A 19,943-nucleotide genomic window follows, 5' to 3' on the forward strand; every position below is an offset into this window, starting at 1 on the left:
AGGGTACCATTCGTTCATATACACAGAATCATAGATTTCTAAACCTCTTTTAACTCTTCTTGATAGTGAGTAATTATTGAGTCATATTTTGATCTTTTCTAATTTTTAACATTGTCTCACCGATTTTCATAAATTTCCTCCTTGATTCACATTATGGTTTTAATATTAATATAAGTCTAGCAATGGTTCTTTTACATTTGATTTTTTCTTCGCAAATATTCTTTGCATCGTGATTTTTCGGTATTCATAGTATCTTCATTAGAAAATTATTGCCCTAAATATTTTTTTGAAAGAATCATAAATTCTTTCATAGCAGGAGAAATCCATTTATCTTTATGATATAGGACTTGAGAAACTATATTTAGATTTGGACCGCAATAATTTAATTTTACTAGTTTACCGCTTTCCAGTTCTTCTTTTACTGCTACTTTAGGAAGCATAGTTATACCTAATCCACTTATGGTAAATTGTTTTATTGCTTGTACGCTGGAAGTTTCAAGAGCAATTTTAGGTTTTATATTATTTTCTTTTAATATGTTTTCCAATGCAGCTCTATAACTGCAGCCTTTATCTGTAAGAATAAAAAATTGATCTTTTAAATCTATAGGGTAGATTGTATCTTTATGAACAAGAGGATTAGATGTATTTGAAAGTAATAGCATTTCTTCTTCTATCTCAGTATCAGCAATAAAGTCCTCTGAATCTATTTTCCTACCTAGTGAGAAAGCAATATCAATTAAATTGTTCTTTAGCATATCTCGGAATGTAGAGCAGTTTCCAAAAGTTAATGATATATCTACTTCAGGATATAGATTTTTGTATTCTTTAAGAATCTTAGGAAGCCGTAGTACACATAAAGATTCTGCTGCACCGATAACTAATGTACCACTTGGTTTTTCTTCGTTAAAAACAGCAGTCCTTATTTCATTATCTAATTTTAACATCTGTTTTGCATAAGGTATCAGTTTAGTTCCTTCGTAAGTTAAGGAGATACTTTTTCCCATTCTTTCAAATAATCGAACACCTAGTTCTTCTTCCAATAATTTAATTTGTGTAGTTATAGTTGATTGAGCATAGCCTAATTCATTAGCTGCTGCTGTAAAGTTTTGAAGTTTACTTATAGTTAAAAATGTATTTAATTGCCTGAGATCCATATTATCACCGCCATCGAAAAATTTGATTGTTTTAATTTAAATTATCAATTTTACTAATGATATCTGTAGGAATATAATACCATATAAATAGGAAAAAATGTATGAGGTGATTAATATGGAAAGAAAGTTGCAGGTGGGAATTATTGGAGCCACAGGAATGATAGGTCAAAAATTTATTACATTATTAAAGGATCATCCATGGTTTGAAGTAAAATTAGTGGCGGCAAGTAAAAAATCAGCAGGAGTAACTTATGAAGAAGCAGTGAAGGGAAGGTGGAAGATGAAAGAAGATATACCGGCATCAGTAAGAAAACTGATAGTAAAAGATGGAGAAAGTGTAGAAGAAATTTGCATGGAAGTAGATTTTGTATTTTGTGCTATTTCGCTTAATAAAGAAGAAACAAAACTTTTAGAGGAAGCTTATGCAAAGCATGAGACACCGGTGATATCAAATAATTCAGCTAATAGATATGTTGAAGATGTACCTATGTTAATACCAGAAATAAATTATAATCATATAGATATAATTAATGAGCAAAGGAAAAGACTTAGAACAAAAAGGGGATTTATTGCAGTGAAGCCAAATTGCTCAATTCAAAGTTATGTACCAGCTATAACGCCACTTCTAAATCAAGGAGTAGAATCTATTTTAGCTTGTACGTATCAAGCTATATCTGGTGCTGGAAAGAAACTTAGTGATTATCCTCAATTAATAGATAACGTTATTCCATATATAAGTGGGGAAGAAGAAAAAAGTGAAAAGGAGCCATTAAAAATTTGGGGTAGTATAAAGAATAATAAGATTGTTAATGCAAGTAATCCAATAATAACTACTCAATGTGTAAGAGTTCCTGTGGAAGATGGACATTTAGCGGCAGTGTATTTTAATTTAAAAAATAAGATATCAAAGGAAGATATATTAAGAGCATGGGAAGAGTATAAAATACCAGATGTAGTAGCTTCATTACCAAGTACACCAAGGAAGTTTCTAAGATACTTAAAAGAAGAAGATAGACCACAAACAAGACTGGATAGAGATTATGAAAATGGTATGGGGATAACAATAGGGCGATTAAGAGATGATTCTTTATTTGATTATAAATTTATATCAGTATCACATAACACAGTGAGAGGAGCAGCAGGAGGAGGAATACTATCAGCAGAACTTTTGTACAAGACTGGATATATTAATAAGAAGTAGAGAATATTATTTTCTACATTAAACTATCAATTTAATTCTATAATTTGGTTTTCGCGAGAATGAAAATTAAATAGAAATAAATAATTTTTATAATAAAGAAGAAAATAAGAAAAAAAGCTTTATCGCATGTAAAAAACCAGCAAAAAGTGTTGTAAAATGACAAAATATGAATTATTATAGTCGTATATTAAAATATGTAAATTAAGTAAAATTAACGAAGGATAAACTAGGGGAATATTCAAAAATTAAATTCAGTAGTTAATAAAGAGAAACATGGGGGTAAAGGAATGAATAAAAATAAAATTGCTAGTATTTTTATAGCTACATCGATATTTACAACAACAGTTTTAGGAGGATCACAAGCTTTTGCAGCTAGCAACTTGTTTTCAGATAATTTTGAAAAAGGTACAAGTAAGTGGACAACTACAAAAGGTAAGTGGACTACTTCTTCATATAATGGAAGTAAGGTTTATAAACAAAGTGATAAAACTGTAAATGCAATAAGTAAGGCAGGAGAAGCTTCTTGGACAAATTATTCTGTGGAATCAGAAATTACTGTAGATTCATTCAATAGCGGTAATAGAGTTATGCTTTGTGGTAGATTTACAGATATAAACAATCACTATGCAGTAGCAATAAAGAGTGATAGATTAGAGTTAAGAAAAAGAGTAAATGGAGTAACAACAACTTTAAAGACTGTAAGTATGAAGTTTGAGACAAAGAAAACTTATAAAATAAAGTTAGAATTGAATGGTAAAACAATAAAGGCTTATGTAAATGGTTCGGTAAAGGCAACTGCTACAGATAGTGCTATTAGTAAAGGTGCTATATCTGTATTTACTGCAAAGACAGCTGCTAAATATGATAATGTAGTTGTAAAGTCTATTGATGGTTCAACATCAACAGATTCATCAAATGATACAACATCAAATGGATCTAATTCAAGTGATTCAACATCAAATGGTTCATCAAATAGTTCAACATCAACAGGTCAATATGGTAATGGTACAGGTGCTACAGCCAATGGTACTACAATAACAGTAACATCATCAGGTACGACACTTGAAAAAGCAATTTCTCAAGCAAAATCAGGAGATACTATATTAATAAAAGGTACTGTTAAGTCTGGATCAGTAAAATTAAAAGGTGATAATATCACAATAAAAGGAGAAAGTGGTGCAAAAATTGATTTCTCTAGCACATCTTCTGGAGGAAGAGGTATCACAATAACAGGTAAAAATAATACTATACAAGATCTTGAAATATATAATGCTAAAGATAATGCTATATATGTAGATGGTGGAAGCTATAATAGATTTGAAAATTTAGACATCCATGACAATGCAGATACTGGATTACAAATTTCAAATGGTGGAGCAAACAATTATATGTACAATTGTTACTCTCATCATAATTATGATTCAAAGGGAGAAAATCCAGATGGATTTGCAGTAAAGCTTCATTCTGGTGAAGGAAATGTTTTTGAAAAATGTAAAGCAGAATATAATGTAGATGATGGTTGGGATTTCTATGCTGCACATGGTGCAGTAACATTAGTAGATTGTGAAGCAAACTACAATGGTGAAGTAAATGGTGTAACTGGTGATGGTAATGGATTTAAGCTTGGTGGCGTAGATAATAAAGAATCAGGTAAAGCTGCTCATTTAGATCCACTAAATCACTTATTAATAAATTGTTCTGCAAAAGGAAATAAAAAGAATGGATTTGATAGAAATAATCAAAGCGGGGTTGTAACAATGAAAAATTGTGTTGCTGATGGTAATGAAGGTAAAAACTACAACTGGCCATTAAAGGGTAAACCATCAGCATTAGGATATGAAGTTACTTTTGGAAAGGCTATTATAGAAGATTGTACTTCAAAAAATGGAAGCAATAATATAAAGGGAGCAACATTAAAAGGAAATTGTATTGGCTTCTAATAAAAATAGGCATTGTAATTGCAATGCCTATTTTTATTTTATAGTATTCTTATCATATTAATGCTACTATTGTTGTGATGTTTTCCTAGTTAACATTATTATCAAAACTATTAATAGTATTATGCAACAGCTAAAAATAGATTTCTCTTTAAATACTGGTATAAGTATAGTACTAAGAACTGCACCTAAGCAGAATGATATAATTATAATAAAGTATAGAATAGATTTTTTTATAAATTCTTTGTCTTTAGTATGTATATAGCTGTGGAAATGTTCACCGGCAGATCGTAAATTACCTGTACACATAGTAGTAGCATAAGGCATACCTTGTGTTTTCCTAAAACTATTTACTTGTAGAGAACAGACAAAGGATATTATTATATTTATTAAACCATTTGGCAGGATTAATGGTAAAAATGCAACAATGGATAAAGTTATGATCTCTATAATAATTACAATATGAGTCCATTCAATTTCTTCATAAAGAGTTGAATGATTCTTAATATATTCCGTTATTAAAATGCCTGAAAAGAATGCTAAGATTGGAAATAGACAGTAAAGAGATTTAAAAAAATTTTTTTCTGCTATATTCATTGCAACAAGAACTAAATTTCCTGTTTGAGCATTAGCAAATACTCCTCCATGAAGAATATATGTATAAGCATCTAAAAAACCACCTACTAAAGCTAATAAAATACCAATCTCTATAGCTTCATCTGCTGGCATATTTTCTGATAGTTCTTTTCTCTTTAACACATGAAGTCCCCCTTTTAATAAATAGCCATATATATTAACAAATTATTGCATGAAACTATAAAAGTGTCAATTATAGAAAATAAATAGAACTTATATATCTTTTTTAATAAAAAACAAACCTGATGTTAGAAATTCAGTGAGAAATAAGTACATAAGTGATTAATATTACTGATATATGGTAAAGATTAGATATAGAGGTGATTTTATGTTGTCAAAACTATTAATAGTACTTATGTTATTTTCGGCTGTAACCATTATTTCAATTATAATGTCTATATTTAAAATATATAAAGGGGTAAAAAAAGAGAGGTTAGAAGCAACCATTAGAGAAAAAGAGTTTATTGATTCAATAAAAAAAGCAAAATGAATGTAATAAAACAAAAATAGTGGTCATTGTATGGCCATTTTTTAATGTGATAAGTTAAAAAAATTAAGAAATTAAGTTTTTTCAACATATAATGTGGAAGTTAATATATAATGGTTATAAAAATTTATATAGGTACTTGGCAGAGAAAAGGGGGAGTTTCGATGAAAGTTAAAATAGGGGTAACACCGCTGTTTAAAGCTGATAAAAGAATATGGTGGATGGTGCCAGGATATATGGAAGCTATATTAAAAGTAGGCGGAATTCCTGTTATGATTCCCCTTACTGATGATAAAGAGATTTTAGATGAAATTTTTAATGATGTAGATGGATTTCTTTTTACGGGTGGACAAGATATAAATCCACAGTTATACAATGAGGAGAAGAAAGAAAAGTGTGGTTATCAATGTGATACTAGAGATAATCAAGAGTGTTATCTTATGAGAAAAGCTCTAGAATTAGATAAACCTTTATTAGGAATTTGCAGAGGAGTTCAACTTTTAAATGTAGTAACTGGTGGAACTTTGTATCAAGATATAGATACAGAACTCAATAGAGGTATAAAGTTAGTACATAAACAACAATATCCATATAACAAAGGTACTCATGAAGTAAATATACAAAAAGACACTATACTATATGATGCTTTGGGTGAAGAAAAATTGATAGTAAATAGTCTTCATCATCAAGGTATAAAAACTATTAGTAATGACGTTGTCGTTAATGCAATAGTAACGGATGGACTTATTGAAGGAATAGAAATTCCAAAAGCTAAATTTGCGATGGCAGTGCAATGGCATCCAGAATTTATGTTTTCTGAGGATGAGTTTCAGGAAAAGATTTTTTCGATGCTTATAAAAGCTTGTGCAAGCTAACGTTATTTAGCTTGTACAAAATTTGATAATTTTGTTTTATATAAAATCAAAATGGAATTGATTCAAATAAATCAGGGTTAGAAGTTCATAAAATCACTTCTAACCCTAAGAATTATGTTTTATTAATACTATTTCATTATTGATTTCTTCTATTTTGCCATTGTGTAGGAATCTTTGAGGCTTTTCGTTTGCATATATATCATATTGATCTTCTAGTTGGTATTTTAAAATATCTAAAGTTAGAGCAGATAAAATGCCGATATCTTCATTTGCAACTTTAAATCCCATTTTAGCTGTAACATTCTCGTTAGTTAATAGTGCTTTTAGTTCAGCTATATAGTCGCAGTAATATATATTATCACTTTCTTTAACTTCATAGATAAAGCCTTGTATATATCCTTTAAGAATTGTCATAAGTGTATTAAATTCTTTTGAAGTTTTTTGAAAATTTAAATCAACATCCATATCTTTCACCACCTTACCAATATTATACTATATATTTTTGAATTTTCTAATTATTATGCATATAATTCATAGAAAATTTTAGACTATGACATAAATTTGACACAATTAATTGATATAATGAATGTGTAGTAGTTAATAAAAGTTAATTTTTTTCAAATCATTTTCCTTTTTTAAGAAAGAGAATGGCCACATAGGTCATTCTCTTTTGTGTTTATATAGGATAAATTTTGCATAAATTAACTGTATAAATATTGATAAAATTATAAAATCATGATATTATCAGTGTATATTTTAAGAGAGAGGGGGACAATTTTATGAATGGCTTGGGTTATACACCTGTTTGCAGTTGTAGTTCTATTACAAAAAATGGTACTTTATCATATTTACAGGATTACTGCGCCCTTTTTTAAGGTAAGTCATCATAAAAAGGTCCTTTTTTATATGCAGTAGCTCCTGTAAAGAACATATCTAAATAAAGATATGTTCTTTTTGCGTGTAAAAAATAAAAAAAGACAGGAGTAAGAAAATGAATAATAAATTAAAAAGAAATGTAAATATTGATTATATATATTGTTTTATAAAAAATTTCGACATATCGAGCGCTATATGGGTGTTATATATGGTTCATAAAGGATTACCACTATGGCAAATAGGTATTGTAGAAGGAATATTTCATATAGCAAGTTTCTTATTTGAGGTACCATCTGGAGCTTTAGCAGATTTATTTGGTAGAAAGAACGTTATAATTGTAGGTCGTTTATGTAGTGCAATATCGGCAGTAATAAATCTAGTGTCTAATAATATCTTGGGATTTTCAATAGGATTTACTATATCTGCATTAAGTTATAATTTGAATTCAGGTTCTGAAGAGGCTTTAGTTTACGATAGCCTTAAAAAGATTGGGGAAGAAAAGAGTTATCTTAAAGTTAATAGTAGATTGAATTTAATTATAGAAATTTCTCAAGGTTTAGCAACTTTTATAGGTGGGATATTAGCAGAATATTCTTATGTATATTGTTACATTACTGTTATTATCATATCGTTACTATCAATGATTCCAGCAATGTTATTTAAGGAAGTTCCAATGGACAGGGAAGATAATAATGATAAAGTATCAATAAAGAAACATTTTAAGGTTTGTTATGACATTATAAAAGATAATAAAGAAATATTAAAAAATTTAATCTATTTTCCAGTTATATTTACTTTTGATACAATAGTGTTTTTTTACGGACAACAATATTTTTCAGAATTAGGTCTAAACAAAATTGAGATAAGTATTGTTATGTTATTTAGTGGTATATTTTCTTGTGTTGGTTCTATTACTTGTGAGAAGGTAATTGCAGTATTTAAAGAAAATACAAAATATGCAATATCAATTTTAATGGGCGTAAGTATAGTAATGATAAGTAGCAAGAATATAGTAATATCGATAATATTTTTTGCAATAATGAATTATGCTAATTCAGTGTTATATCCTATACAGTCTGCATCATTAAATAAGTTAATACCATCAGAACAAAGGGCTACTATTATTTCAATAGATAGTATGATATTTTCATTTACAATGGTTTGTTTATTTCCAGTGTGTGGATTATTAGGGGATGTGTTTAACTTACATATTACATTTTTTATACTGGGTATAATACAAGTAATATTAATAGTATTATTGATAAATAGAAAGAATAAATAAAAGTTAATTATTGGTAGTAATTTGATAAAAATATATAATTAGATATAGAGGGGTGAGAGTCTATGTCTAATTCATACATAACAGAGAAGGCATTAGCTGATTCGCTTAAGAAACTAATGCTTTTTCGTTCAATTAAGAAGATTACAGTAAAGGAAGTTACTGATCAATGTAATATGAATAGAAGAACTTTTTATAATCATTTTAATGATACATATGAATTACTTGGTTGGTTATATGAACATGAGGTAATAGAGGAGTTAGAACAATATTATAATTTAGAAGGATGGAAAACAGCAGTTAGGCGTGTTTTAAGTTATACATTAGATAATAAGATAATATGCTTAAATACCTTCAATTCTCTTGGAAGGGAGCATTTAGAGAAGTTTTTATATGATATATTTTGTAATGCTTTTAGAGGAGTTATAGAGGATTTAACTAAAGAAATGAATATTGAAAAGGAAGTGAAGGAAGAAGTAGCAAGATTTTTTACAATAGCTATTGTAGGTGAATTTATAATATGGCTAAGAAAAGGACTAAAGGAAGATCCGGAATCAATCTTAGATAGAATAGATAGAATGATGAATGGAACACTTTATTGTATTTTATCTAAAAATAATAAAAATTTATAGTAAAAAATTTGAGAGAGCAATGGGAAAAGTTACACAGTTAAAGTTATATGTGTAATAATTTCACAGTTGCTCTTTTTTGTTTATTGTATAAATAAATATGAAAATCTATTATAAAGCTAAGATGAAATAAGGAGTGATTTTTATGGGAAATTATCAAAAAATAAATCCACTTGCACCTAAAAATATAGAAGAAAGAAAAGCTTATTTAATTGGGGGAGGAATAGGATCTTTATCTTCAGCGGCATTTTTAATTCGTGATGCTCATATGCCAGGGAAGAATATTCATATACTAGAACAATCTAAGATTTATGGTGGTTCGATGGACGGAGCGGGAACTGCTGAAGTTGGTTACACAGCTAGGGGTGGAAGAGAGATAGAAGAACATTTTGAGTGTTTTATGGATCTATATAGCTTTATTCCATCATTAAAAGATAAAAATAGAAGTGTATTAGATGAATTTAGAGAATTAAATATTGAAGAACCAATAGAATCTCATTGTCGTTTAATTCATAACAAAGGTGAAAAGGCAGATTTTTCAACATTAGGATTATCAAAAGAAAATGCAATGGAATTAGCAAAACTTCATATAGTTACAGAAGAAACACTAGGAGCAACAACTATAGCAGAATACTTTTCAGATTCATTTTTCAAGACAAACTTCTGGTATTTCTGGGCAACAATGTTTGCTTTTGAAAGGTGGCATAGTGTTGTGGAAGTTAAGAGATATATGGAAAGATTCATGCATCTTATTGGTGGAATGAATAGACTAAAAGGAATTTTGCATACAGAATATAATCAATATGATTCATTGATTTTGCCATTAATTAAGTGGTTAGAAGAAAAAGGTGTATGCTTTGATGAAGATTGTAATGTAACAGATATAGATTTCAATTTTTCTACTAGTGAAAAAGTAGCTACAAAAATATATTATGAGGATAACCATGGTAAAAATACTATAGCAGTTAATAGAGATGATTTAGTTTTATTTACTAATGGATCAATGACTCAAAATACGACAAGAGGTGATTTAAATCATCCAGCAGTAATTAATCGTTCAGAAGATAAAGGATGCTTTAGCGTATGGGAAAAAATATCTAAAAAATCTGAAGATTTTGGACATCCAGAAGTATTTTGTAGTGATATAGATAAGACTAAATGGTTATCATTTACTGTTACTTTAAAAGATGATAACATAGTATTTCCATACTTATTAAATTTAACTGGTGATAAACCAGGAATGGGAGGTCTCGTAACAATAAAAGATTCTAGCTGGTTTATGAGTTGGGTTGTACCAAAACATCCTCACTTTATTAATCAACCGGACAATGTTAAAGTTTTATGGGCATATGCATTAAATTTAGATGTAAAAGGAGATTATGTAGATAAGACAATGTCAGAAGCTACTGGGCGTGAGATGTTTGAAGAATTATTGTATCACATGGGTCTAGAAGATAAAATTCCAGAAATTCTTTCTCACACAGTAAATGTAATACCAAGTATGATGCCTTATATAACATCACAATTTATGCCACGTGTTAAAGGTGATAGACCGGATGTAATACCAAAAGGAAGTGTTAATTTCGGATTTCTTGGTCAATATGCTGAAGTACCTAATGATTGTGTATTTACAGTAGAATATTCAATAAGAACTGCAATGATGGCTGTATATGGTTTAATGAATCTTGGAAAAGAAGTAGATCCAGTATTCCCTAGTCAATATGATATAAGAGTTTTAACAAATGCTGCTAAGACTTGTTTAGGATTAGATAATGAACCATTAAAAGATATACCTATTGGAAAAATATTAGAGAAAACTGAATTATTTAAACTATTATAATTCTCTCTTACAGGGAACTAATGAAAGTTGCACTTTCATATAACTTGATATATTTGTATGGAATGAATATATAGTTAAAGGTCATATTAGCATCTGTTCTAGTTAAGTAGTGGTAAAGGATTTCATATTTTTTATTTATCACCCTTATTCATACTGACCATCCACAGGACTACAATGTTTTCACTATAGGGGCAAATTAACATTAATTGTGAATTACATCGATAAACAAAATATAAATTTGTCTATAAATATATAGACAAATTACAATGATTGTCATACAATATAAGTATATTGATGATAGGGGTGATATTGTTTATGGATAAGAACAATAAAGAAATATTCTGGGATTCTAATATTGAAGAGCTAAAAAGTGGGTATAAGCAGTATGAAGAAGAATATAGGTGCATAATTTGTGAAGAAAGCTTTACGAAGGGTAGAATTTACGAAATAGAAAATAATCTATATGATGCTAAAAAAGCCACAGAAATTCATATAGAAAAAGAACATGGATCCACACTTCAGTATCTTTTAGGAATGAATACAAGTTTTACTGGTATTTCAGAAGTTCAAAGAGAGGTGCTACTGCTTATGGCAGAAGGTCTTTCAGATAAAGAAATTGCATCAAAGCTAGGGGTATCGCAGTCAACTATAAGAAACCATAGATTTAAGCTTAGGGAAAAAGAAAAGCAAGGAAGATTATTTTTAGCAATGATGGATATGATATCAAAAGGTTCAAATAGAAAATTAACAAAGCTAGATAAGGAAGAATTATGTGATGCTCATAAAACAGCCACTACTATTGATGACAGATATAATATTACTGATAAGGAAAGAGAAGAAGTTATAAAAAATTACTTCACAGAAAATGGGGCTTTAAAGTCATATCCAGCTAAAGAAAAGAAGAAAGTTATAGTGTTATCACAAATTGTAAAGAATTTTGCTAGTGGTAAAAAGTATTCAGAAAAAGAAATTAATCGTATTTTAAAAAGGATTCATGAAGATTATGTAACTATTAGAAGAGCAATGATAGAATATGGATTTTTAGAGCGTTCTAATGATTGTAGCAGTTATTGGGTAAAAGAATAGATTTGTACGTGACGTAATTTTTAAAAATAAATTTTGAAAGTTACGTCACGTATATTTTATGAAACATGTATAGATATTTTTATTACATATTCATTAGGATTTTTGGTAGCGCATTCGTCGATTAATACTTCTTCATATGAATAGCCAATAATAGTTAGATTATTATCCTTTATAAATTTTATTAGTCTTACATATAAATCTTTTGTTTTATCATAATATCCTTGGATATATCCTGTAACATAAAGACCAGCTGGCTTAATATATAGATTTTCTATATTTTTATTATCAACTTCTGTAAAGTAATAACTGTAGTTATAAAAATCTTCATTTAGAAGATTTTCTTTTGAAATCATTACTCCCACAGGATAACCTTTATATAAGTCATTATTTATACAATATTTTAAGTGGTCGGTATATGTAGAAATATCATAGCCATATGCCACATCTTTTATTGCATTGCTCAAAACAAAAAACTCTTCTTTTTTATTTTCTAAAATAATGTCGTCATTTATATTTTTACCTGCTTTAGTAATAGAGATTTTATTTTCCATAAGCTCTTTAAGTTTTTCTAATTCCTTAATTTCTTTATCAATTTTTTCTTTTTCTCTTTGAAATAAATCTAAAGCAATATCTGGATTTCTATTGTCAATGAAGGTTTTTATTTCTTTAAGGGGCATACCAAGTCGCTTCAGTTCTGATATTACATTAAATAATTCAAATTGATTATGTGAATAATAACGATATCCATTTTCTAAAATTTTTTTTGGCTTAAATAGACCTATATTATCGTAGTGAAATAAAGTTTTTTTATTTACACCGCAGAGATTAGCAAATTCACCAGTAGTAAAGTATTCTTTTATTATTTTACTCAAATTTTCGATTCACCTCTTGACTATACTGTTACTGTATACTTTATTATAAAACAATATGACATTTAAATCACGACAAAATGGAGGTAAAAATGGATAATTCATTAGGTAAAAAAGTTACTTTTCTATCACTTATAAAGTATACTTTTCCAACAATTATGATGATGTTGTTCTTTTCATTATATACTATTATAGATGGTATGTTTATTTCAAGATTTGTTAATGCTGATGCTCTTTCAGCAACAAATATAGTATATCCTGTTATAAATATATTACTAGGACTTGGGATAATGCTAGCAACAGGAGGAAGTGCCATAGTTGCAAAACTTATGGGGGAAGGTAAAAATAAAGAAGCAAGAGAAAGCTTTACATCACTTATTACTACTTCAATAGTAGTTGGAATAACTATAGCAATAGTTGGGATAATATTTATTAAACCAATAATATATGCTTTAGGGTCAACAGAGAGATTATATAGCTATAGTTTTGATTATCTTTTTATAATGTTAGCATTTTCACCAGTAATAATGCTAAAAGTGTTTTTTGATTATTTTCTTGTAACAGCAGGACATCCTAAATTAGGATTACTTAGTTCTATTCTTGGAGGAATTACAAATATAATTTTAGACTATATATTTATTATTCCATTAGGGATGGGGATAAAAGGTGCTGCACTAGCTACTTGTATAGGATACACACTTCCTTGTATTATTGGGATAATAGTCTTTATTAATAAGAAAAATATTTTATATTTCGAAAAAGGTAAATTTAGAAGTAGCGTAATTATAAAAAGTTGCTCAAATGGTATTTCAGAAATGATAACGCAGATTTCTTCAGCAGTGACAACATTTTTATTTAATATAGTAATGCTTAAATTTCTTGGTGAAAATGGAGTGGCAGCAATAACTATTGTATTATATGCTCAATTTTTAATGGTTTCAGCATATCTCGGATTTACATCAGGAGTAGCTCCTAGGATAAGTTATAATTATGGGAAAGATGATAGGGAGCAGCTAAATAAAATAGTAAAATATAGCTTTAGGTTTATTGCAATATTATCGGTAATATCGTTTATATTATCAATGGTGTTTTCTTCTACTATAGTAACATTGTTTACAGAAAGAGGATCAGAATTATATCATATAGCTTTAAGTGGATTTAAGATATTTTCTATGACATTTTTAATATGTGGGTTTAATATTTTCACCAGTGGAATGTTCACAGCATTTTCAAATGGAAAGATATCTGCAATACTATCAACTCTTAGAACTTTTGTATTTTTTATCATAGGAATATTAATATTGCCATCATTACTTGGAGTTAATGGTGTTTGGCTTGTGGTACCAATTGCAGAATGTGCTACTATAGTTGTTGGATTAGTTTATATATTAAAATATAAAAAGGTATATCATTATTAAAATATATTGACTTTTGATAATGTTAGGAATAAAATGGTGTAAATATAATTAAAGACTATGAAAAGAAGAGTAGATAGATATGTTCTTTTAAAGAGAGCTTCGGAAGGTGAAAGGAAGTAAAGAAACGTCTATTGAACCAAGCCTTGGAGTTTCATACGGATCTTTCATAAAGAAAGTGATGCTATGACGTTTATCTACGTTACAAGATTAGAGTATAAGTTTCTGTAATTCAGATTCCGTACTTGAAGAGGCTATTATAGTGATATATTAGTAAAATAGAGTGGCAACGCGAAGTAAGCTTTCGTCTCTAAAATCATAATTTTGATTTTAGGACGAAAGCTTTTTATTTTTTAGGAGGAAAGAAAAATGGGGCAATAAGAAAAGTTACTTCTTTTTATGTTCTTCAAATTTACCAGAGGGAGAGAAAAAAGGTAGAGTTGAAGAAAAAAAGGAGGAAGTAAAGATGTGTAAAGAAAATAGTTTAAACTTTGTAGACAAAATAGTAGGTAGAGATTTTGACAATGGGATTTGTAGTGAGATTCACACAAGATTTCCACCAGAGCCTAATGGATATCTTCATATTGGTAGTGCTTATGCTATAAATATTAGTTATTCAATAGCTAAGAAGTATGGGGGCAAATTTAATTTAAGACTTGATGATACAAATCCAGGGAAAGAAGATATTCAGTATGTAAATGCTATAAAAGAGGATATGAAATGGTTAGGATTTGATTATGGAGGAAAAGAATATTATGGATCTAATTATTTTGAAGATATATATTCTTATGCTGTATATTTGATTAAAAAAGGTAAAGCCTATGTTTGTGATTTATCACCAGATGAAATAAAAAAATATAGAGGAACTTTAAAAGAACCAGGAATTGATAGTCCGTATAGAAATAGGTCAATTGAAGAAAACTTAAAGTTATTTGAAGATATGAAAGAAGGAAAGTTTTCAGAAGGTGAGAAGGTTTTAAGAGCTAAAATAGATATGAATAGTGGCAATATAAATATGAGAGATCCAGTTATATATAGAATAAGTTATAAGGAGCATTATAAGACTAAAGATAAGTGGTGTATTTATCCAATGTATGATTTTGCACATCCTATTCAAGATTATATGGAAGGTATAACTCATTCTCTTTGTTCTATAGAGTTTAAGGATCATAGACCATTATATAATTGGGTATTGGAGAATTTAGATTTAGAAGGAAATTTACCTAAGCAAATTGAGTTTGGAAGAATGAACTTAAGTGGAGTGGTGACAAGTAAAAGGTATTTGAAAGAATTAGTTGAAAAGAATTTAGTAGAAGGATGGGATGATCCAAGACTTCCAACAATAAAGGGTTTAAGAAGAAGAGGATATACAAGAAATTCTATATTAAACTTTTTAGGAGAAATAGGTGTTTCTAAAAGTGAAAGTACTGTAGATATTTCTATGTTGGAAAGCTCATTAAGAGATGATTTAAAAACAGAGGTTCCTGTAGTTATGGCAGTGCTAAACCCACTAAAGGTTGTTATAACAAATTTATCAGAAGATTACACAGAGGAGTTAGAGGTTATAAATAATAAAGAAAATCCCAACTTAGGTAAAAGGAAGGTAGTTTTTAGTAGAGTTATCTATATAGAAAAAGAAGATTTTATGGAGAAAGCACCTAAGAAATATAATAGGTTAGTATTAGATGGAGAAGTGAGACTTTATGGAGGATATTTTATTAAGTGTAATAAGGTAATAAAGAATAATGATGGCGAGATAGAAGAAATAAGGTGTACCTATGATCCTGAGACTAAAAGTGGAAGTGGATTTACAGGAAGAAAAGTAAAAGGAACAATTCATTGGATTAGTGAAAAAAATTTCATATCATGTAAAGTAAATTTATATGAATCATTATTTTTAGTGAAACTTAAAACTAGTGAGCTTGAAAAATATATTAATAAAAATTCTTTAATAATAAAAGATAATGTTATGATAGAAAAGTCAATTTTAAATTTTAAAGAAAGAGTGCAATTCATGAGACATGGATATTTTATTAGAGACAATGATAAAGAGTTAGTTTTTAATAGAATTGTTTCATTAAAAAAATCTTATAGATAGGTTTATCATCCTGAAGATACATTAAGTATTTTCAGGATGTTTCATTGTAAAAAATTAATTAATACTATGTTAATTTTTTATTTACAATATTTTTATGTAAAAAATATTACAAAATATTGTAAACTAAAATAATAAATGGTATAATAGCAAATGTAAGGAATTACATAATTTAATGTAGGGAGGAAAAATTATGAACTTAGTATTAAACCTTAAAAAGAAATTAGCATTATTACTTTCGGTTATTTTATTGTCAACTATATTTGCTTTTACTGGTGCTCCGATAAAGGCAGAGGCAGCTACTGATAATGTGTCTTTTTACTATTTAGATTCTCAGTATTATTATCGTTATGGAACTATTAAGAATATCTACATAAAGGTAAAAAATATTGCTTATGAAAAGGATGTAACTGTACATTACAAAAACTTTAGTAGTGATCAATGGCTTGATCAATCAGCAGAATATGTAAAAGATCTTGGTGATGGATATGAAATATGGAAAGCAAGTATTTCAAATTATGGAACAAATGTTGAAAATTTTTGTATAAAGTATGAAGTGAACGGTAATACTTATTGGGATAATAATGATGGTGAAAATTATAATTACCCAGATACATTAGGTGTTGCAGCATTACATGTAATGAGAGGATATTATGATTCTGAAAATAACCTTCAAGTTAATTTGAAAAATTATGGTTATGAGAAAAGCGTAAAAGTTGTATATAGTTATGATAATTGGGCAACTGAAGAGAGTAAGGAATTAGTATACAAAAAAACAAATACAAATGGTGAAGAAATATGGGCAGCCAATATAGATAAGACAGATTCTATTCAATATTATATTAAATACACAGTAAATGGACAAACTTATTATGATAGTAATTTTGGATTAAACTATGATTCAAGTTATGGATTATATTAATAATAATTTTAAGATATTTAATCAATAAAGGAGGAAATTTTGTATGAATTTACTATTAAACTTAAAAAATAAATTAGCAGTAGTACTTTCTATTGTATTGGTATCAACTTTATTTGCTTTTGTAGGGACACCTGTAAAAGCTGAAGCAGCTACTGATAATGTGTCTTTCTATTATTCTGATAATTATGGATTTTATCATGGCGGTGTAGAAAATGATATTTACATAAAAGTAAAAAATATAGCTTATGATAAGAACGTAGTTGTTCACTATAAGAATGCTGATGATGATACTTGGTATGATTGTTCTGCAACTTATGTTAAGAGCCTCAATAATGGTGAGGAAATATGGGTAGCAAGGATTACAAACTTTGGAACAGGTGTTGAAAATTTCTGCATTAAATATGAAGTAAATGGCGAGACTTATTGGGATAATAACAGTGGAAGTAATTATTCTATTACTGATACTTTAGGCGTAGCACCTATTCATGTAATAAGATCACCATATTATGGAGATGGCAATCCTAAGGTAACTTTAAAGAACTATGGTTATGAGAAAACTGTAAAAGTAATTTACACAGTAGACGATTGGAGTACTCAAGGTAGCTATGAATTAGAATATGAGAAAACTTTAGAAAATGGAAATGAGATATGGAATGGGGATGTACCTTCAGAAATAAAAGGAAAGACTATTGAGTATTATATTTCATATACAGTAAATGGACAAACTTATTATGATAGTAACTTTGGTGAAAATTATTCTTGTTATACTTATTAATAATTTAATATAAAAATATATGATGCTGTTGCAGTTAGATTTGCAACAGCATTATTTATATTAAAGAGTAGTAGATTTAAGATGAGTTATAATTTTATTGTAACAATGGACATAGTTTACAATTTGTTACATGTGATATAAAATTATGTAATAACAGAGGAGGTAGACATGTATAAGATTTTAATAGTTGAAGATGATGAAATTATTGCAACACTACTTAAGGATAATTTATGTAAATGGGGATATGAAGGAAAGGTAATAGATGATTTTACTAAAGTTATGGAAGAATTTTTAGAATTTGATCCCCAGCTAGTAATTTTAGATATAACATTGCCATTTTATAATGGCTATCATTGGTGTAGTGAAATAAGAAAAGTGTCTAAGGTACCGATAATATTTGCATCATCTACAAGTGATAATATGAATTTAATTATGGCGATAAATATGGGAGCTGATGATTTTATATCAAAGCCTTTTGATTTAAATGTAATGATAGCAAAAATACAAGCACTTCTTAGAAGAACATATTCTTTTCAAGGACAAGTTGATATATTAGAAAATAATGGAGTAATTTTGAATTTGGGAGAAGCTATTTTAACTTATAAAGATAAGAAGTTAGAATTAAGTAAAAATGAATTTAAGATTATGCAAATACTCCTAGAAAATAAAAATAAAGTAGTTTCAAGGGAGGATATTATGACCCACCTTTGGAAAAGCGATAGTTTTATTGATGATAATACTCTTACTGTTAATGTTACTCGTCTTAGGAAGAAGCTTGAAGATATAGAACTAAAAGATTTTATAAAAACAAAAAAAGGAATAGGTTATATAATAGGTGGTTAATGTGCAAGGTAACATATTTATATCATATTTAAAAGAGAGATTTAAAATCATAATAGCTTTCGTTACTTTTATAGTTATCTTTTTTATTGTATATAGTTTGTATCATATTTCTTTTGAGCCTATTTTATATTCGTCTATATTAATAGTTACATTGACCATGATATTTTCAATATATGATTTTTACAAATACTATACTAATAATATAAAGGTGAAAGGTATACTAAGAGATATTCAATATGTAGAGGATTCTTTACCTGAAAGTAGATGTCTTTTAGAACAGTATTATCAGGAAATTATAAAGAATTTATACGAAAGAAACAAGAGGATAGAGGGTACATCTAATAACAATATTAGTGAGATGATAGAGTATTATACAATGTGGGTACATCAGATAAAAACTCCTATTGCAGCATTACATATGATATTGCAGTCAATGGAATTGGGGAAAGAAAAGAGAGCTATATCACAGGAGCTATTTAAGATAGAACAATATGTTGAGATGGCATTGTATTTTGTAAGAATGGGTACAATGTCTAGTGATTTAAGGTTAGAAAGTTATTCTATAAAATCTATTGTTAATGATGTGATAAAAAAGTATTCAACAATTTTTATTAATAAAAAGATAAAATTAAATTTAGAAGATATTGATATTGAAGTAATAACTGATGAGAAGTGGATTTCTTTTGTATTAGAGCAGGTTATATCTAATGCATTGAAGTATACAAAGAAAGGTACGATATCAATATATATGGATAGTAAGTCAAAAGAGACTTTAGTTATAGAAGATACAGGAATAGGTATAGCTAAAGAAGATATTCCAAGAGTATTTGAAAGAGGATTTACAGGATATAATGGAAGGATGGATAGGAAGTCCACGGGGATAGGGTTATATTTATGCAAGAAAATACTAGATAACTTATCTCATAAAATTACTATAGATTCTGAAATAGGTAAAGGAACTACTGTTGCCATTGATTTTTCAAGAAAAAATATAGAAATATTGTAATCTTACATAGATGTAAGA

18 protein-coding genes and 1 other annotated feature are annotated in these 19,943 nt (G+C 28.2%); of the genes, 14 read left to right on the forward strand and 4 right to left on the reverse strand.

Annotated elements, in window-relative coordinates; genetic code table 11:
* Positions 1–266: 266 nt before the first annotated feature.
* Positions 267–1,154 carry a LysR family transcriptional regulator gene (locus CM240_RS14045; RefSeq protein WP_044040137.1) on the reverse strand — a complete coding sequence of 296 codons (888 nt, stop codon included), beginning with the start codon at positions 1,152–1,154 and terminating at the stop codon, positions 267–269.
* Positions 1,155–1,269: 115 nt separating this feature from the next.
* Here CM240_RS14045 and asd point away from each other — a divergent pair, with 115 nt between their 5' ends.
* Positions 1,270–2,355, forward strand: coding sequence for an aspartate-semialdehyde dehydrogenase (gene asd / locus CM240_RS14050; protein WP_044040138.1), 1,086 nt, complete (start codon positions 1,270–1,272; stop codon positions 2,353–2,355).
* A gap of 287 nt (positions 2,356–2,642) precedes the next feature.
* Positions 2,643–4,295 (forward strand): right-handed parallel beta-helix repeat-containing protein, encoded by a 1,653-nt coding sequence (locus tag CM240_RS16990; RefSeq protein WP_044040139.1) that lies wholly within the window; start codon positions 2,643–2,645, stop codon positions 4,293–4,295.
* Between the two features lie 66 nt (positions 4,296–4,361).
* Here CM240_RS16990 and CM240_RS14060 read toward each other — a convergent pair whose 3' ends face one another.
* On the reverse strand, positions 4,362–5,051 hold the full coding sequence (locus CM240_RS14060) for a YoaK family protein (protein ID WP_242838516.1): 690 nt from the start codon (positions 5,049–5,051) through the stop codon (positions 4,362–4,364).
* 205 nt (positions 5,052–5,256) lie between these two features.
* Here CM240_RS14060 and CM240_RS17620 point away from each other — a divergent pair, with 205 nt between their 5' ends.
* A complete protein-coding gene (locus CM240_RS17620) occupies positions 5,257–5,418 on the forward strand; it encodes a hypothetical protein (protein ID WP_162148697.1) in 162 nt (53 codons plus the stop codon).
* 161 nt (positions 5,419–5,579) lie between these two features.
* Entirely contained in the window at positions 5,580–6,290 is a 711-nt protein-coding gene (locus tag CM240_RS14065; protein ID WP_044040140.1) for a gamma-glutamyl-gamma-aminobutyrate hydrolase family protein, read from the forward strand.
* Between the two features lie 105 nt (positions 6,291–6,395).
* Here the strand turns inward: CM240_RS14065 and CM240_RS14070 are convergent, their stop codons facing one another.
* The gene (locus CM240_RS14070) at positions 6,396–6,755 is read right to left on the reverse strand and encodes a hypothetical protein (protein WP_044040141.1); all 360 of its coding nucleotides are present in this window, start codon (positions 6,753–6,755) and stop codon (positions 6,396–6,398) included.
* Positions 6,756–7,281: 526 nt separating this feature from the next.
* Here CM240_RS14070 and CM240_RS14075 point away from each other — a divergent pair.
* From CM240_RS14075 to CM240_RS14090, 4 genes are all read left to right on the forward strand, one after another.
* Positions 7,282–8,448, forward strand: a complete 1,167-nt coding sequence (locus CM240_RS14075) for an MFS transporter (protein ID WP_044040142.1) — start codon at positions 7,282–7,284, stop codon at positions 8,446–8,448.
* Between the two features lie 62 nt (positions 8,449–8,510).
* The gene (locus tag CM240_RS14080) at positions 8,511–9,077 is read left to right on the forward strand and encodes a TetR/AcrR family transcriptional regulator C-terminal domain-containing protein (RefSeq protein ID WP_051483875.1); all 567 of its coding nucleotides are present in this window, start codon (positions 8,511–8,513) and stop codon (positions 9,075–9,077) included.
* A gap of 142 nt (positions 9,078–9,219) precedes the next feature.
* Positions 9,220–10,914, forward strand: a complete 1,695-nt coding sequence (locus CM240_RS14085) for an oleate hydratase (RefSeq protein ID WP_044040143.1) — start codon at positions 9,220–9,222, stop codon at positions 10,912–10,914.
* 315 nt (positions 10,915–11,229) lie between these two features.
* On the forward strand, positions 11,230–12,000 hold the full coding sequence (locus CM240_RS14090; RefSeq protein WP_044040144.1) for a DUF2087 domain-containing protein: 771 nt from the start codon (positions 11,230–11,232) through the stop codon (positions 11,998–12,000).
* 56 nt (positions 12,001–12,056) lie between these two features.
* On the opposite strand, the gene CM240_RS14095 is transcribed toward CM240_RS14090, so the two are convergent.
* On the reverse strand, positions 12,057–12,872 hold the full coding sequence (locus tag CM240_RS14095) for a MerR family transcriptional regulator (protein WP_044040145.1): 816 nt from the start codon (positions 12,870–12,872) through the stop codon (positions 12,057–12,059).
* An 89-nt stretch (positions 12,873–12,961) separates the two neighbouring features.
* Between CM240_RS14095 and CM240_RS14100 the strand changes: the two genes are divergently transcribed.
* The 6 genes from CM240_RS14100 to CM240_RS14125 all read left to right on the forward strand — a co-directional run bounded on the left by CM240_RS14100 (position 12,962) and on the right by CM240_RS14125 (position 19,925).
* Positions 12,962–14,287 (forward strand): MATE family efflux transporter, encoded by a 1,326-nt coding sequence (locus CM240_RS14100; protein WP_051483876.1) that lies wholly within the window; start codon positions 12,962–12,964, stop codon positions 14,285–14,287.
* Positions 14,288–14,335: 48 nt separating this feature from the next.
* Positions 14,336–14,599, forward strand: a binding site (T-box leader).
* A 151-nt stretch (positions 14,600–14,750) separates the two neighbouring features.
* Complete coding sequence (locus tag CM240_RS14105) at positions 14,751–16,382, forward strand: glutamine--tRNA ligase/YqeY domain fusion protein (RefSeq protein ID WP_044040146.1); 1,632 nt, start codon at positions 14,751–14,753, stop codon at positions 16,380–16,382.
* 190 nt (positions 16,383–16,572) lie between these two features.
* Positions 16,573–17,301, forward strand: a complete 729-nt coding sequence (locus CM240_RS14110; RefSeq protein ID WP_044040147.1) for a hypothetical protein — start codon at positions 16,573–16,575, stop codon at positions 17,299–17,301.
* A 43-nt stretch (positions 17,302–17,344) separates the two neighbouring features.
* A complete protein-coding gene (locus CM240_RS14115) occupies positions 17,345–18,076 on the forward strand; it encodes a carbohydrate-binding protein (RefSeq protein ID WP_044040148.1) in 732 nt (243 codons plus the stop codon).
* A 168-nt stretch (positions 18,077–18,244) separates the two neighbouring features.
* Positions 18,245–18,919: a response regulator transcription factor gene (locus tag CM240_RS14120; protein ID WP_044040149.1), complete on the forward strand. Its 675-nt coding sequence runs from the start codon at positions 18,245–18,247 to the stop codon at positions 18,917–18,919.
* Between the two features lies 1 nt (position 18,920).
* The gene (locus CM240_RS14125; protein WP_051483877.1) at positions 18,921–19,925 is read left to right on the forward strand and encodes a sensor histidine kinase; all 1,005 of its coding nucleotides are present in this window, start codon (positions 18,921–18,923) and stop codon (positions 19,923–19,925) included.
* The last annotated feature ends 18 nt before the right edge of the window (positions 19,926–19,943 follow it).

Origin of the sequence: Clostridium bornimense, from assembly GCF_000577895.1 — a bacterium.
Lineage (GTDB): Bacteria > Bacillota > Clostridia > Clostridiales > Clostridiaceae > Clostridium_AN > Clostridium_AN bornimense.